The sequence below is a fragment of the Streptomyces sp. NPDC044984 genome (assembly GCF_040646935.1).
In the GTDB taxonomy this organism is placed as follows: Bacteria; Actinomycetota; Actinomycetes; order Streptomycetales; family Streptomycetaceae; genus Streptomyces.
Map to the genome: position 1 here is coordinate 11,915 of NZ_JBEZBE010000025.1, position 15,583 is coordinate 27,497.

The 15,583-nt window shown below is 72.4% G+C and carries 12 protein-coding genes; 7 read left to right on the forward strand and 5 right to left on the reverse strand.

The window, feature by feature from the left end; all coding sequences use genetic code 11:
- Positions 1–50 precede the first annotated feature (50 nt).
- A complete protein-coding gene (locus AB0A94_RS25350) occupies positions 51–869 on the forward strand; it encodes an SAM-dependent methyltransferase (RefSeq protein WP_361747862.1) in 819 nt (272 codons plus the stop codon).
- Between the two features lie 56 nt (positions 870–925).
- Positions 926–1,435, forward strand: a complete 510-nt coding sequence (locus tag AB0A94_RS25355; protein ID WP_361747863.1) for a glutathione peroxidase — start codon at positions 926–928, stop codon at positions 1,433–1,435.
- A gap of 149 nt (positions 1,436–1,584) precedes the next feature.
- On the opposite strand, the gene AB0A94_RS25360 is transcribed toward AB0A94_RS25355, so the two are convergent.
- From AB0A94_RS25360 to AB0A94_RS25370, 3 genes are all read right to left on the reverse strand, one after another.
- Entirely contained in the window at positions 1,585–1,776 is a 192-nt protein-coding gene (locus AB0A94_RS25360) for a DUF397 domain-containing protein (protein ID WP_217129673.1), read from the reverse strand.
- 226 nt (positions 1,777–2,002) lie between these two features.
- Positions 2,003–2,860, reverse strand: a complete 858-nt coding sequence (locus AB0A94_RS25365) for a helix-turn-helix transcriptional regulator (RefSeq protein ID WP_217129672.1) — start codon at positions 2,858–2,860, stop codon at positions 2,003–2,005.
- Between the two features lie 299 nt (positions 2,861–3,159).
- Positions 3,160–3,915, reverse strand: a complete 756-nt coding sequence (locus AB0A94_RS25370; protein ID WP_361747866.1) for a GPP34 family phosphoprotein — start codon at positions 3,913–3,915, stop codon at positions 3,160–3,162.
- A 223-nt stretch (positions 3,916–4,138) separates the two neighbouring features.
- On the opposite strand from AB0A94_RS25370, the gene AB0A94_RS25375 reads away from it, so the two are divergent.
- From AB0A94_RS25375 to AB0A94_RS25385, 3 genes are all read left to right on the forward strand, one after another.
- Positions 4,139–6,781, forward strand: coding sequence for a D-alanyl-D-alanine carboxypeptidase (locus tag AB0A94_RS25375; RefSeq protein WP_361747868.1), 2,643 nt, complete (start codon positions 4,139–4,141; stop codon positions 6,779–6,781).
- Between the two features lie 110 nt (positions 6,782–6,891).
- Positions 6,892–8,751 carry an MFS transporter gene (locus AB0A94_RS25380; RefSeq protein WP_361747870.1) on the forward strand — a complete coding sequence of 620 codons (1,860 nt, stop codon included), beginning with the start codon at positions 6,892–6,894 and terminating at the stop codon, positions 8,749–8,751.
- Between the two features lie 219 nt (positions 8,752–8,970).
- Positions 8,971–10,542 carry a sodium:solute symporter family protein gene (locus AB0A94_RS25385; protein ID WP_361747872.1) on the forward strand — a complete coding sequence of 524 codons (1,572 nt, stop codon included), beginning with the start codon at positions 8,971–8,973 and terminating at the stop codon, positions 10,540–10,542.
- 148 nt (positions 10,543–10,690) lie between these two features.
- Here the strand turns inward: AB0A94_RS25385 and AB0A94_RS25390 are convergent, their stop codons facing one another.
- Both AB0A94_RS25390 and AB0A94_RS25395 read right to left on the reverse strand, forming a co-directional pair.
- Entirely contained in the window at positions 10,691–11,809 is a 1,119-nt protein-coding gene (locus AB0A94_RS25390; protein WP_361747873.1) for an ADP-ribosylglycohydrolase family protein, read from the reverse strand.
- Between the two features lie 139 nt (positions 11,810–11,948).
- Entirely contained in the window at positions 11,949–14,471 is a 2,523-nt protein-coding gene (locus tag AB0A94_RS25395) for a tetratricopeptide repeat protein (protein WP_361747875.1), read from the reverse strand.
- Between the two features lie 90 nt (positions 14,472–14,561).
- Between AB0A94_RS25395 and AB0A94_RS25400 the strand changes: the two genes are divergently transcribed.
- Both AB0A94_RS25400 and AB0A94_RS25405 read left to right on the forward strand, forming a co-directional pair.
- A complete protein-coding gene (locus AB0A94_RS25400) occupies positions 14,562–15,080 on the forward strand; it encodes a DUF2165 domain-containing protein (RefSeq protein WP_361747878.1) in 519 nt (172 codons plus the stop codon).
- 32 nt (positions 15,081–15,112) lie between these two features.
- Positions 15,113–15,574 (forward strand): prevent-host-death family protein, encoded by a 462-nt coding sequence (locus AB0A94_RS25405; protein ID WP_217129665.1) that lies wholly within the window; start codon positions 15,113–15,115, stop codon positions 15,572–15,574.
- Positions 15,575–15,583 lie beyond the last annotated feature (9 nt).

The window sequence follows — 15,583 nt, forward strand, 5'->3', positions numbered from 1 at the left end:
CGCCTAGGTTGAAGGCGACTGGCCATCGACCGTTCCCAGGAGGATCGCCCGTGTCCGAGGACATCACCCAGGACCGTTCCGGTTTCGCGGCACGTGCCCGGATCGACACGACCAAGCCGCACTCGGCGCGGTTCTGGAACTACTTCGTCGGCGGGAAGGACCACTACGAGGTCGACCGGGAGATAGGCGACCAGATCAAGGGGATCTTCCCCGGGCTGGTCGACGTGGCGCACACCAGCCGGCGGTTCCTGGGGCGGGCCGTCCGGTACCTCGCCGGTGAGCAGGGCGTACGGCAGTTCCTGGACGTGGGAACGGGGCTGCCGACCGCCGACAACACGCACGAGGTGGCCCAGCGCGTCGCCCCGGACTCCCGGATCGTGTACGTCGACAACGACCCGATCGTCCTCGCCCACGCGAACGCCCTGCTCACCAGCGCACCCGAGGGGAGGACGGCGTACCTCGACGCCGACCTGTACGACCCCGAGGCCGTGCTGCGGGCCGCCGCCGGGACGCTCGACCTGTCCCGGCCGGTCGCCCTGGTGATCCTCAACACGCTCGGCCACGTGGCCGACTACGAGCAGGCCCGCGACCTGGTGCGCCGGCTCATGGCGGGGCTCCCCCCGGGCAGCCACCTGGTGATCAGCGACAGTACGGCCACCAGCGAGGGCATGATCGCCGCGTCCGAGGCGTACAACTCCAGCGGTGCCGTGCCGTACCACGTGCGCGGCGTCGACGAGATCGCCGGGTTCTTCGACGGGCTGGAGCTGGTGGAGCCGGGCGTCGTACGGGTGCCGGAGTGGCGGCCGGACGGGGACGTCGACGGCGCGGCGCCCGTGGACGCCTACGGCGGTGTGGGCCGCAAGCCCTGACCGCCGGCCGGCGCGACGACCGGGGCGCCGCGCGCCGTGGGTCTAGGCTCGCGCTCATGACGACTGCAGAGAACGACGGCACCTCTCCCCTCGACGTCGAGATCGGCGCGCTGAACGGCGGCTCCGCCGGCCTCGCCCAGTACGCGGGGCGGGCCGTGCTCGTGGTGAACGTGGCCTCCAAGTGCGGGCTGACCCCGCAGTACGCCGGTCTCGAGCGGCTGCACGAGCGGTACGCGGAGCAGGGCTTCACCGTGCTCGGCGTGCCCTGCAACCAGTTCCTCGGGCAGGAGCCGGGCAGCGCGGAGGAGATCGCCGAGTTCTGCTCGGCGACGTACGGCGTGACCTTCCCGATGACCGAGAAGGTCGAGGTCAACGGGGAGGGACGGCACGCCCTGTACGAGCGGCTGACCGGCTTCGCCGACGCGGAGGGGCACAACGGGGACATCCGCTGGAACTTCGAGAAGTTCCTGATCGGGCGGGACGGCGAGGTCGTCGCCCGGTTCGCGCCGCAGACCGAGCCGGAGTCCGCGGAGGTCGTGGCGGCGGTGGAGAAGGCGCTCGGCTGACCGCTCGGCGGTGAACGACGGTGAACGGCGGGCCGAGCCGGGAGGGTGCGGGCCGAGCCCTCTCGGCCAGGACGGCGAACTGTCGAGAGGGCCCTGTCGGTGGTGCTCGTGCCGGTCCGGCGGCGCCCGGTGGGCGGTCGCCGGACCGGTCAGCCCTTGACCGAGGCCACGAAGGCGCTCCACGCGTCCGCGGGGAAGGCCAGCTTCGGGCCCTCGGGGACCTTGGTGTCCCCGAGTTCCAGCGCCGCCCCGGTGGTCGACCGGACCATCACGCACGCGCCGTTGTTGTTGGTGTAGGAGGACGTCGTCCACGTTTCCGTGGCGCCCAGACGAATTGCCATGTTCGCTCCGTAGCCAGATGCTGAGTTGCTGTCACCGGCCTGCGCGTTCCGGCGTGGACCCGCAGAACGGATTTTGCCAACCCTCACGGGTGGTTGGCGTGATCGACGCTACTCGCCAACATCTTCTTCCGGAGCAGTCGTTCACTCGACCGGGTGGCATATACCAGGTGAGACTTCCAGCCCAACCTGTCAGCGGTGTATCATCCCGCCGCCTCCCGGCCGATGTTCAGCGTGCGTAGTCCTTCGCGAGGCGCTCGACGAGCTGCCGGGACTGGTCCACGTTCAGCGACTGGGCCCGCAGGTGCTCGTACATCACCGTGTACTTCTGCACGTCGTGCGGCTTCTCCAGGTACAGGTCGCTGGTGACGCCCTCGATGTAGACGACGCTGGAGTCGGCCGCGTCGGCGAACTCCAGGATCGAGTACTGGCCGTTGATGCCGGCGTGCGCGCCGACCTCGAACGGCAGCACCTGCACGGTGATGTGCGGCAGCTGGGACAGCTCCATGACGTGCTCCAGCTGTTCCCGCATCACCTGACGGCTCCCGACGACCCGGTGCAGCGACGCCTCGTCCAGCACCACCCACAGCCGCAGCGGGTCCTTCTCGGCGGTGATCCGGCCCTGCCGCCGCAGCCGGACCTCGACCCGCTTGTCGTTGTCCTGCTCGGACGACTCCGGCGAACCGCCCTGGACGATCGCCTCGGCGTACGCGCGGGTCTGCAGCAGACCGGTGATGATCTGGGGTTCGTAGACGCGGAGCGACTCCGCGTCCGTCTCCAGACCGATGTAGACGCTGTACGGGATGTCGCCGAAGGCGTGCCACCAGCCCTGCTGGCGCGAGTCCTTGGCCATCTGCATCAGCGACTCGACGATCCGCTGGTCCTCCACCTCGTAGACCCCGCACAGATCGCGGACGTCACGCTGGCTGATGCTGCGCCTGCCGTTCTCCAGGCGGCTGATCTTCGACTGCGACACCAGCAGCCGTTCCGCCACTTCCTCGGCGGTCATGCCCTTGACCTCGCGGAGCCGGCGCAACTCCTGGCCCAGCCGGCGCCGCCTGACGGTGGGATTGACATTGGACGCCACGGGACGTGCACCTCCGGCTGCGTGCCTCGTACTTGCCACTTTGCGTGTCTGCTGTGGAGCAGACTGCCACCAAGGTGCTTCCCACCGCTGGGAAACGGTGGATATGCGACGGGTACACGCCACTTCACGATGTGAGGGCGGGTGTCGGTGCGCGACGGCACCGGACCCGGGTGCGCCGAGCGGGGTGGGGAGAACCCGTGCGCTCTCCCCACCCCGCTCGGACTGCGGCTCCCGTGACCGGGTCTGTCGGCCGCGGATCCACAGGCCGTGCCGTGCCGTCGGCCCTGGGGACGTACGGCTCAGTGGGCCGCGGCGCGTGCCATGGATCCGCGGTGCGGTTGCGCCGGAACGCCTCGGGCGGGTTCCGGTGCGCCCCGGCCGCCGGCGGGGGCCTGCCGGCCTGCCGGAGCGGGGCTGCGGCGCGGCTGGGCCGCCACGCCGTTCTGGACGTCCATCACGGCGTGCGCGACGAGTCCGCCCATCGGGTCGTGCCGGATCAGGTCCCGCAACCGGGAACGCGAGGAGCGTCCCTCGTTCCCCGGGTACAGGTGCTTGCCGAGGCCGACCGCGTGCGCCAGTGCGGCGAGCGCCGCGGTCCGCGGGTCCGGCGGGACGCCGGTGCGGATCGCGGAGTCCAGCCGGGTTCTGATCTCCCGGCTGATCTCGGTGTCCGTCGCCTGGTAGCGAGTCGTCGGCAGCACCCCGCACATCTGTCCGGCCACGGCGTGCACCATGCCGCACCGCTCCAGATGCGAGAGGTAGGTCTGGCGCAGCCCGAGACGCGGCCCGCCGATCCAGTGGACCGCCCGTACCGGAGCGCCGCGCCTTCGCAGCAACTCCAACGCGCAGTCCAGTGTTGGGTCTCCAGTCGGCCGTGGCACCACCACGGCGATACGATCCCCGTCTGGGGCTATCCGTCCGGCCAGCGCCAGCTCCACTAGCTGCGCTCCGGCCAGACCCAGGTCGAGCGACTGCGGCTGTGCAGTGGTACCCGTGGTCGGGTCCAGTGCCAGCAACAGAAGCTCCTCCGGAAGTGTTCTGCGGCTCCTGCCCATCCATGCCTCCCCGCGTGGATGAATGACAGGGTGACCCCTCTCACATTGGTCTGTCGAGGGTGCGTGACCGGTTCGTAGTGGAACCAGTAGCTATGTCGTTCTCGTCTACCACGTGGGGGAAGCCCGCACACAGGACACTGGTACATGGTTCGGACAGCGCTGCGGAGCACTGTCGCGGGCGGGCGGTTCACGGTTCGGTTGGCGCACGCGGGGCGTGCGGCGCATGGAGGAGGCATCGGTGGCGGGCGAGTCCCCCGACAGGTCGAAGCAGCGCGAGTCGTCGGAAGAAACGACGTCGGGGAACGGGGGCCCGGTTCCCGGGAAGCGGGATCCCCGGTTGGCGGTGAGCCGTGGGACCGAGCCCTCCGAGGACCGCGGGAACGTCGACACGGCCACCCGTGTGCTGTCCACCCGCGACGGCGCACCCGCCGACGAGGGTGGCGAGGCCGGCCGCCTGCGCGAGGCGGTGGCCACGTGGGTCCGTTCGGCGGAACCGGACGAGGACCCGGACGGGGCGGAGGGCGGCACCGGGGGCGCCGCCGACGGGGCGGAGGACGCCTCCGGGCGGACGGCTGCCGCCGCGGAGCCGGCGGACGGGGCCGAGGACGCTCCCGAGGAGGCGCCCGCGGACACGGCGGACGCCTCCCACGACCAGGACGGCCCCGAGGACGCCGGGAGCGGGAGGCCCACCGCCCCGGCCGACGCGCCCCGCGCCGAGGAGGAGCCCGAGGAGGAGCCCGAGGACGCCGCGCAGGCCACCTCCGGGACCGCCACGGACGCGCGTGCGCCGAAGCCCACGACCGGCGCCTCCCGCGCCGAGGAGGAGCCCGAGAGCGCCGGGACGGACGCGGACGCACCGACGGCCGGCGCTTCCGCGGACGACGCGCCCCGCGACGACGACGGGCCCGAGGACGCCGCCGGCGCCGGGACGGACACGGACGCGCCCGAGACCGGTACCTCCGCGGACGACGCGCCCCGCGACGACGACGGGCCCGAGGACGCCGCGCAGGACGTGCCGGGCGCCGGTGCGGAGAAGAGCGGCGTCACCGGGGCCGCCGGTGCGGCGAAGGGCGCGGCCCCGGGCGAGGAGGGACCCGGGACGGGTTCGTCCGAAGGCGACGGCGGGGAGCCGGCCGCCGGCCCGGTCCCCGGGGCCCGGGGGGCGGCCGACGACGCCTCCGCCGAGGATGACCGGCACGACGAGGATGACCGGCACGACGAGGACGGGCCCGGGGACGGACCGGCGGCGGATGACGCCCCCGGGACCGGCACCGCGGGTGGCGGGGCGGAGGACGCGGGCCAGGACGGCGGGCCGAAGGCCGAGGGCCCCGTCGACCAGCCCACCGCCGTGTTCCGGACCGGGCGGCCCTCCGCACCGGCCGTGGACCAGCCCACCACCATGCTGAAGCTGGGCGGCGCGGGCCGCGAGACCCCGGCCGAGGCCGAGGCCGAGCGGACCAGCAAGTTCGTCGCGCTCAAGCGGGACGAGGACCTCGGCGTCCGCAAGCCTTCCGCCTCCCTCGCCGAGCCCACCGCCTCGTTCCCGCAGGTCGGCCCCGAGCGGACCACGCAGCAACCGCTGCCGCCCAGGCCGCCGCTGGACCTGCTGGCCGAGCTGACCAACACCCCGCCGCCCCCGCAGACCCCGCTGCGGACGGCCGTGCGGCGGGTCAAGATCTGGGCGCCGCTGGTCGTGCTCCTCGCGATCGTCTTTGCGATCGTGCAGGCCGTACGCCCGCTGCCTACTCCCACCCTGGTGCTCACCGCGGAGGACACCCACACCTTCGACGGCGACCAGGTGAAGCTGCCCTGGCCGGACGAGGGCCAGGGGTGGATGAGCGGCGACGGCATCGGCGCGATGGACCACTTCGGTGAGCAGAAGCCGGTCGCCATCGGCTCGGTCGCCAAGACCATGACGGCGTACATCATCCTGCGCGAGCACCCGCTGAAGCCCGGCGAGGAAGGCCCGAAGATCGAGGTCGACGCGAAGGCGGAGGAGGAGGGCGGCTACTACAAGGACGGCGAGTCCACGCTCCACACCGTCAAGGCCGGCGACTTCCTCACCGAGAAGCAGGCGCTGTCGGCCGTCATGATCCCCTCCGCGAACAACATCGCGCGCCTGCTGGCGCGTTGGGACGCGGGCTCCGAGGAGGCGTTCATCAAGAAGATGAACGACACCGCCAAGGAGCTCGGGATGACCGACACGACGTACACCGACCCCTCGGGACTGAAGGAGACCACCGTCTCCACCGCCGAGGACCAGACGAAGCTCGGCATCGCGGCCATGAGGATTCCGGCCATGGTGGCCATCACCAGCGCGGCCAGCTGGACGGACCCGACCGGGAAGTACTGGAGCAACTACAACGAGCTGCCCTACGTCATGGGTGCGATCGGCATCAAGACCGGCTCCACCACCAAGGCCGGCGGCAACCTGCTCTTCGCCGCCCGCAAGGAGGTGGACGGCGAGACGGTCGTCGTCGTCGGCGCGATCCTCGGCCAGCACAAGGGCCCGTCGATCCTGGATACGGTCAACGAGGTCAGCGAGCCCGCGCTGCGCGCCGCCCAGGAGGCGCTGACCTCGGCGAAGATCCTGAAGAAGGGCACCGTCGTCGGGTACGCGGACGACGGTCTCGGCGGCCGTACGCCCGTCGCCGTCACCGAGGACGTCAAGGCGGTCGGCTGGGCGGGCCTGTCGGTGAAGCTGACGTTCGCCGCGGAGGAGCTGCCGCACACGGCGGAGGCCGGCACGAAGGTGGGCACGCTCACCGTGGGCGACGGCACGAGCGGTGCCGTCGAGGTGCCGGTCGCCCTGCAGGAAGACCTCGTGGAGCCCGGCTTCACGGACAAGCTGACGCGGCTCGGCTGATCCGGGACCGTACGGAGCCGGCGGCCGCCGCCCACCCGGGCGACGGCCGCCGGACTGCGTGCTAGCGTCACGAAACGGGCAAGCAGACGGGACACGGGGAGTGCCTTCAGGTGGCCACAGCGGAGCCGACACGCGCCGACGACGCCGATCCGGACCCGGGATCCGGCCCGCGAATACCCGTACCCGGAGATCAGCGGCAGCGGCCTCCTGAGCAGTCGCCCGAGCGGCCGCCCGGCGCCCCCGTGGCCGCCGTCCTCGCCGTGCGCGCCCGCATGCTGCGGCACCCGGCGCTGTCCGTCACCGCGCTCGCCGGCCTGCTGCACGTCGTCTGGTTCTTCACGTTCGCCAACAGCGGCGGCGATCTCGCCGCGCAGGACGCGTGGGCGGAGTTCGTCGGCCGGCACCCGGACTCGGCGTACAACCTCGCCTGGTACGGCGGTATGCACCCGGTGTCGTACAGCGTGGTGTCGCCGTACCTGATGTCGGTCCTCGGGGTGCGGACCACGATGATGATCGCGGGCACGGTGTCGGCGGGGCTGCTGACGCTGGTGCTGATGCGCAGCCGGGAGGTGCGGAACCCCCTGTGGGCCGCGCTCGCGGGGGTGTTCGCGCTGCTGTGCAACGCGGCCTCGGGGCGGGTGACGTACGGGCTCGGCACGATGTTCGCGCTCGGCGCGGTCGCCGTCGTCTTCTGCTGGCCCCACCGGTGGCGCTACAAGCGGTGGGCGAAGGCCCTGTGCGCGGCCCCGCTGGCGGCGCTGGCCACCATGGCCTCGCCGGTCGCGGGCCTGTTCGTGGGCCTGGTGGCGGCGGCGCTGTTCCTGCAGAAGCGCCGGCCGGGCGCGTGGGCGCTGGGTCTGGCGCCGAGCGCGGTGGTGGCGGTGTCGGCCTGGCTGTTCCCGTTCTCGGGGACCCAGCCGATGGGCATCGGCTCGGTGGTCCTGCCGCTGCTGTACTCGGTCCTGGTGTACGTCCTGGTCCCCGCGGAGTGGAGGACCGTGCGGATCACGGCCGCGGTGTACGGGCTGGGGCTCGTGCTGGTGTGGCTGATCAGTTCGCAGATCGGGTCGAACATGACCCGGCTGGCGATGCTGTTCGGCGGGGTGGTGCTGGTGGCGGCGCTGCCGTTCGCGGTGCCGAGGACCCTCAAGTGGTACGCGATCGTCCTCGCCTTCGTCGGCTTCACCGGCTGGATCGGCTTCAAGACGGTCGACGACGTCGTGCACACCACACCGCGCGCGTCCTGGGCGCGCGAGCTGGCGCCGCTGGTGAACGAGCTCCAGGAGGTCGGCGCCTGGCGGGGCCGCGTGGAGGTCGTCCCGGCCCGCTCGCACCGTGAGGCGTCCGCCCTCGCCCCGTACGTCAACCTGGCCCGGGGCTGGAACCGGCAGGCCGACATGGAGCGCAACCCGCTCTTCTACGACGACACCCTCAACTCGGCGAACTACCACGAATGGCTGAAGCGCTGGGGCGTGCGCTACGTGGTGCTGCCCAAGGACGAGCCGGACGGTGACGGCGGCCAGCGGGAGCGGGAGCTGGTGCAGCGCGGGCTGCCGTATCTGAACCAGATCTGGGGCGACGCCAACTGGCAGCTGTTCGCGGTGGAGCAGCCGACGCCGCTGGCGGAGCCGGACACGGTCGTGGAGCGGGCCGAGCAGGGTGAGTGGACGCTGCGGGTGGAGAAGGCGGGCCGGATCCTGATCCGCGTCCCGTACTCGCCGTGGCTGGGTCTCGTCGACGCCGAGGGCAAGGCGCTGGAGCCTCCGCGGGAGACGGAGGAGTCCGAGGACCGCCCGGAGGGCGAGCCGAGGACGTACGAGAACGTCCACGGCTGCCTGATGGAGACGGAGGAGGACGCGAACGGCGACACGTGGACGACGCTGCTCGCGCCGAAGCCGGGGACGTACCGCCTGGCGGCTCCGTACAAGTGGGGGGAGCGGGGCACGCCCTGCCCGGACGAGCTGCGCTGACCCGGGGGTTCCGCCCCCTCCGGACTCATTCACGAATATGAACGCAGGTCAGCTAGCCGAACATTTTTACCTGCTCTTGACCTTACGCTTCCTTGTCATGATCGCGCCATCGCGCCCACGATGAGCGGGCACTTCGCGGCCTTCCTCGTCCCTACCCCACTCAGGCGAAGTGCCAACCAGCTGAGTGGAGTTCACAAGGAAGACCCTGGAAGGGGGGACATGAACGGTCTCGACTGGGCGGTTCTCATCGGCTACTTCGCCGTGATGGTCGCCATCGGTGTCTGGTCGCACAAGCGGGTGGACAACGTCAGCGACTTCTTCACGGCCGGCGGCAAGATGCCGTGGTGGCTCTCCGGCATCTCCCACCACATGTCGGGGTACAGCGCGGTGATGTTCACCGGCTACGCCGGCATCGCCTACACCTACGGCGTGACGTCCTTCGTCACCTGGTCGTTCCCCATCGCCTTCGGCATCGCCATCGGGTCGAAGCTGTTCGCCCCGCGGATCAACCGGCTGCGCTCCCGGCTCCACGTGGCGTCCCCGCTGGAGTACCTGAAGAACCGCTACGACCTGAAGACTCAGCAGGCGCTGGCCTGGTCCGGCATGCTGCTGAAGATCGTGGACGTGGGCGCGAAGTGGGCGGCCATCGCCACCCTGCTGTCGGTGTTCACCGGCGTCTCGCTCAACCAGGGCATCCTCATCACCGGTGTCGTCACGGCGATCTACTGCACCATCGGCGGCCTGTGGGCGGACGCGCTGACCGAACTCGGCCAGTTCATCATCCAGCTGCTGGCCGGCCTCGCGATGTTCGTCGCGGTGGTGGCCGAACTCGGCGACCACGGCGGCTTCTTCGGGGCGTGGGACGAGCCGGAGCTCCAGGGCCACGGGGAGCCGCTGGTCGGACCGTACGGCACGATCTTCCTGCTGGCGTTCCTGTTCATCAAGCTGTTCGAGTACAACGGCGGCATGCTCAACCAGGCCCAGCGCTACATGGCCACCCCCAACGCCCGCGAGGCGGAGCGCTCGGCGCGGCTGTCGGCGGTGCTGTGGCTGGTCTGGCCGGTGATCCTGTTCTACCCGATGTGGATGTCGCCGCTGCTGGTGGAGTCCCAGAAGCCGGACGGCTCCGACTCCTACGCCCTGATGACCGAGCAGCTGCTGCCGCACGGCCTGCTGGGCCTGGTCATCGTCGGCTTCTTCTCCCACACGATGGCCATGTGCTCCTCGGACGCCAACGCCATCGCGGCCGTCTTCACCCGTGACGTGGCGCCGGTGCTGTCGGCGAGGGCGCGGACGTGGGGCGAGCGGTCCGGCCTGCTCGCGGCCCGGATCACGACGGTGGTCTTCCTCGGCCTGTCCATGGCCGTCGCGACGCAGGTCAACTCGCCGACCTTCAAGGACATCATCACGGTCGTCATCAAGTGGGTGGCCGGACTGATGGGCCCGATCGCCATCCCGATGATGCTGGGCCTGCTGCGGCCGTTCCGCCGCTCCGGCCCGACGGCGGCCATCATCAGCTGGGCCATGGGCCTGCTGGCCTTCTGGCTGGTGAACTACCCGATCCACTGGGCCGTCGACGGCGGCGTGCCGCTGGAGTACCAGGTCTCCATCCCGCTGGCGGTCTCGCTGGTCCTGTACGTCCTGATCGGCTATGTGAAGCCGGAGGACACCCCGGAGCGGATGGCGATCATCGAACGCGTCAACACCGACGGCGACGACGACTCGGCGGCGGCCGCGGTACCGGTTCCGGCTCCGGCGGAGGGGACCGCCCCCGCCCCCGTGAAGGACTAGGTGCGACAGCGGCGGGGCGCAGGGTGGGCGGTTCGTCGTGCCCTGGGTTTCCCGCCCCCGCCGCCCCTTCCCGTGCCTGGGGGCTCTGCCCCCAGACCCCCTTCGCGCAGTTCCCCGCGCCCCTTTGTGCCCGCGCCCCTATCAGGGGTCAGGCCCCTCGCGGGTAGCGCGCCAGCCACGCCGGGGACGAGCCCGCGGGCCCGTGCAGCGCGGGGCCCTGGGTCATCTCCATCGCGAAGTCGTCGGCGAGTTCCAGGATCGTGGGACGGCCCTCCAGCTCGGCCAGCCAGGCCGGCGGGAGGGCCGTCTCGCCGTGCAGCGCCCCGAGCAGCCCGCCGGCCAGCGCCCCGGCGGCGGCGCTGGGACCGTCGTGGTTCACGGCCAGGCACAGCCCCTGCCGTACGTCCTCCCCCACCAGCGCGCAGTACACGGCGGCGGCGAGCACTCCCTCGGCGGTGGCGTTCCCGACCAGCTCCGTGACCCGCTGCGGAGTGGGTATCCCCTGCCGTACGGCGCCCAGCGCGTGCTGGAGCGCGTCCGACACCGGCTGGTGGCCCGGCCGGGCGGCCAGCAGCGCGAGCGCCCGCTGCACCGCCGTGTCCAGGCTCTCGCCCCGGGCCAGCGCGTGCACGATCACGGCGTACGCGCCCGCCGCGAGGCAGGCGACCGGGTGGCCGTGGGTCTGCGCCGCGCACTCCACGGCGAGCTGGGCGACGAGCTGCGGCTCCCAGCCGACGAGCAGCCCGAACGGCGCGGACCGGGCGGCGGCCTCGGGCCCCGCCGCACCGGGGTTCTTGGGCGCCTCGGGCGTCCCCATCACCTCGTCCCCGAGCCCCAGCAGCAGCGGGCGGGCGGGGTTCCGGCGGGCGTACAGCCACTCCTCGCGCGCCAGCCACCCGTCGTCCTCGCGCCGCTCGTCCGGGCCCCAGTCCCGCTGGGTGGTGGCCCAGCGCAGATACGCCCGGTGCAGATCGGTCGGCGGGTGCCAGGCGCCGGTGTCGCGCCGTACCTGGGCGCGGATCAGGCCGTCCACGGAGAAGAGGGTGAGCTGGGTGTGGTGGGTGACGGCACCGCGCCGGCCGTGGGCGGGGGCGAGGTCGGCGAGGCCCTCCGCGCCGTGCGCCTCCCGTATCCCGTCGGTCGTCACCCCGTCCACGGGCGCGCCCAGCGCGTCCCCGAGGGCGGCCCCGAGCAGCGTCCCGCGCACCCGGCTGCGGAAGTCCTGCTGCTCACGGCGCCCCCACACGGGCCCGGCAGTACCGGCCACCACGACCTCCCAGGCACCGTCCGTTCGTACGACGCCCAGCACTGTAATCGAACGGGGACGGTCGGTTGAGGGGGCGGATCGGGATGCGGAGTGTGAGGAGTGTGAACCGGGTGATCGGAAGGGGGCGGACAGGGGGATTTCAGCCGTCCAGGTGACGTACGACCTCGTCGCGCCGGTCCCGCGCCCACGCGTAGGAGGGGCTGAGTTCCAGGGCGCGGTCCAGGTCGGCCAGGGCGTCCGCGGCGCGGCCGAGGTGGAAGCGGGAGACCCCCCGGCTCGCGTACGCCGACGCGTAGTCGGGGTCGAGGGTCAGGGCGACGTCGTAGTCGGTGAGGGCCTCCTCGTCCCGGCCGGCGGCACGCAGCGCGTCCCCGCGCTCGCAGTGGGCCCACGGCGAGTCGGGCTGCAGGGCGACGGCGCGGTCGAGGTCGGTGAGCCGGCGTCCGGGTTCGCCGAGCTCCCGCCAGACACGGGCCCGGCGGATCAGCGCCCAGGCGTAGTCCGGGTCGAGCTCAAGGGCGCGGTCCAGTGCGATGAGCGCGGCGGCCGGGGCGCCGAGGGCGAGACGGGCGGCGCCGAGGGAGGCCCAGGCGTAGGCGCGCCCCGGATCCAGGGTGAGCGCGTGGCGGAGGTCCCGCACCGCCGCGGAGTGCTGCCGCAGGACGCGGCGGTACTCCCCCCTCAGGGCGAAGAGACCGGCGTCCCGCGGCGCCAGCCGGATCGCGTACCGCAGCCGGGTGACGGCGGCCCCGTAGTCGCCCCGGGCCGCGGCCAGGACGGCCGAGCCGCGCTGGAGCCGGACGGCCAGGGAGGCCGGGAGCAGGATGCCGGGGTCCGGGTCGGCGGCCCCGGGAACGTACGGCTCGGAGCCGGGGTCCGGGTCGGCGGGCCAGGGCACGTCGGCCTCGTCGGCCTCGTGGTCCTCGTCGTGCCGCCCCGCGTCGGCGCCCGGGGGGACCGGCCACAGACCCGGCAGCAGGTCGGCGTCGTCACCGACCACCAAGGGGTGGCGGTTCGCCCGGGCCTTCTTGACGGGTGGTTGGGGCAGCAAGCCCAACAGCCGGTCCAGGACGGCCGCCGGGCCGCCCTCCCCGAGCGCCTCGGACAGCTCCCGCCACCAGCCGGTCAGTGTCTCCAGGTCCGCGTCCCGGCCCGCGTCCTCCAGCAGCCGCACCCACCGCTCGGCCGCGGCCTCGCCCTGCTCGCAGGCCGCGATCAGATCCCCGACCACCGCCTGCGGCGCCCCGCGCTCCCGGGCGCACAGCAGGTGGTACGACTCCGCCAGCCGCAGTTCCCGCCACTCCGCGTCCGCCCACAGCTCCGCGGCGTCCCGCCCGGCCTCGGTCTCCTCCCGCCACCGGCGGAACGTCCCCGCCAGGTGGCGGTGCCGTTCCGCCCAGCCGCGCGGGGAGCGGGTGCGCTGCCACCGCAGCATCGGGGCGCGCACGACGTCGTGGTAGCGGAGCCGGGCCGCGCGTTCGTCGGTGAACGCCAGCCCGCCCAGCCAGTCGTACAGCTCGTCGCACCGCTCCTCCGGGCAGTCGGCCGCCACCCGGAACACGTCCGCGTCCAGCCAGCGCGGCAGCGCGCCCCAGACCGCGGCGGCCCTGCGCGCGGGTTCCCGCTCCCATTTGAGGAACCGCTCGACCGCCGTCGCGCTCGGGTCCTGCACGTCGTCGGGTCCGGCGGGCCGGGTCCCGGCGAGGGTGGAGACCAGGACCGGGAGGCCGCCGGTGAGCCGCAGGACCTCGGCGACGACCGGCTCCGCCGTGACGCCCCGGCCGGCGAGCAGGCCACGCGCCTCCGCCTCGGTGAACGGTTCGAGCGGCACCGCGGTCATGAAATCCGCGAAGCCGCCCCAGCGGGCGGTGTCGAAGGGGCGCTGGCCGGCGGTCACCACCACGACGGTGGCGGGCAGGACGCCGTGGCGGTCGGTCGTCATCACGTCGTGCAGCCAGCCGTCGAGGAAGGGGCCGGTGCGCTCGTAGGTGTCGAAGAACAGCACGATCCACGGCACCGAGGCGGCGGCGTCGGCGAGTTCCTTCGTCAGCACCGGGGTGAGGACGCTCTCCGGGGAGAGGACCAGCCGCACGTCCTCGTGGCTGCGGAAGCGTGCGCCGAGCCCGGAGCGCAACCGGTCGGCGCCCTGGGCGAGTTGCCCCGGATCGACGGCGCCGGCGAAGGCGCCGACGCCCGGGATCAGTCCGAGCCCGGCCAGTCCCGCCCGGGCCAGGGCCATGCTGCCCGCCGACGGGCCGCCGGCGTCCGGCTGCGGGTCCAGTGCGGCGAGAGCGGCGAGCTCCGCCTCGTGGCGCCGTTCGCGGTGTGCGAGCAGGAGCCTGTCCAGCTCCTTGAAGCGGTGCCCCTGGTCGCCGGCCTGACGGCACACCGCGGCCAGTACCTCGGGCACGCTGCCCGCGCTCTCGTCGACGTACGCGGTCAGCGCCCCCCGTTCCCGGGCGATCTGCTCGAACTCCCGGACCAGGAAGGTCTTCCCGACCCCCGCGTCGCCGTGCACGTGGAACAGGAAGCGGTGCCGTTCCTCCTCGGGCGAGGTGTCGAAGTTCGCCCGGAACAACTCGCGTTCGGCGTCGCGGGCCACGAGTCCGGTGCGTCTGCGCCGCTGGACGATCTGTTGCATCGACGACCGTGCCTGCGCCACGCGAACGTCTCCTCACCCCGGAACCCGACGCGCCCCATTCTCGCTCAACCGGCAGGGGAGACAACGGCCTTCGCGGGGAAGGAAGAGGGCATGCCCACCACGACCGCACGCGGCGCGCTGCCCCTCGCCGCCACGCTCCTCACCGCCTCCGTCGCCCTCTACATGGCGCTGGTCGCCTTCGGCAACATCACGGACTTCGGGACGAACCAGGACTTCGTACGGCACGTCCTCGCGATGGACACCACGTTCAAGGACGACGACCTGATGTGGCGCGCGATCACCAACGAGGGCGTGCAGGACGCCGCGTACATCGCGATCATCGTCTGGGAGACGGCCGCCGCGCTGGTCCTGGTGTACGGCACCTGGCTCTGGGTCCGCCACGACCACCCGCGCGCCCGCCGCGTCTCCACCTACGGCCTGCTGATGGTGATGCTCCTCTTCGGCGCCGGCTTCATGGCGATCGGCGGCGAGTGGTTCGCGATGTGGCAGTCGGAGGACTGGAACGGCCTGGACGCGGCGCTGCGGGTGTTCGTCTTCAGCGGGGTGGTGCTGCTGGTCGACCAGTTGCCGGTCCAGCAGGGCGGGCAATCCGGTCACCGCCCCGATTGACTTCGGAATACATTCCGAAGTACCGTCGACCCGTGTCCACTCCCACGGTTGCCTTTTCCGAGCTCTCGAAGAATTCGAAGCGGGTCGCCGAGACACTCGACCGGACGCAGCGCGTGCACGTCACGCGTCGGGACGGCGAGGATCTCTACCTGACCACCGCCCGCCACGACCAGCAGCGCGAGGAGACGGCGGACATCACCGCCCGTCTCCTGGCCGCCCTTGTGCGCAGTGACGCCGGCGAGCGGGCCATACTGCGCGCGCTGCCATCGGTCTTCCCGTGGGTCCGCCACTTGAACGCCGAGGAGTCGCGGGAGTTCGTGACCGAACTCATCGACGCCACGCACGACGCGGCCCAGCTGGACGTCCATGGCAATCTTCATCGCCTCGTCGTCGAATGGCGCGCGACGGCTCGTATCCTCGCCGATCCTGAGCTCACGGCACAGCTCACCCGCCCGCGGCCGGACGAGGACCACGGCGAGGTGACGGTGCCGTGAGTCCGAAGC